At 62.3% G+C, this 239-nt stretch carries 1 protein-coding gene; it reads left to right on the top strand.

The window, feature by feature from the left end:
• On the top strand, positions 1-239 hold a 239-nt coding region (locus tag AAEY72_RS16225), incomplete at both ends, for a 3'-5' exonuclease (protein WP_352311709.1).

Here is a 239-nt window from a genome sequence, read left to right as displayed (position 1 = left end):
CTTCCGCACCGCTCCAGTATCGAAGCCGACACTATCGAAGAAGAACGCCGCCTGGCCTACGTGGGCATTACCCGCGCACGTCAGACCCTGGCCTTCACCTTTGCCGCCAAGCGCAAGCAATACGGTGAAATCATCGATTGTGCCCCCAGCCGGTTCCTGGATGAACTGCCGCCGGACGACCTGGCCTGGGAAGGCAATGACGACACCCCCACCGAGGTGAAGGCCGTTCGCGGCAACAC

Source organism: Psychrobacter sp. W2-37-MNA-CIBAN-0211, from assembly GCF_040309405.1.
Lineage (GTDB): Bacteria > Pseudomonadota > Gammaproteobacteria > Pseudomonadales > Moraxellaceae > Psychrobacter > Psychrobacter glaciei.
Note: the sequence above shows the minus strand (reverse complement) of the source record. Positions and strands in the feature narration are given on the sequence as shown.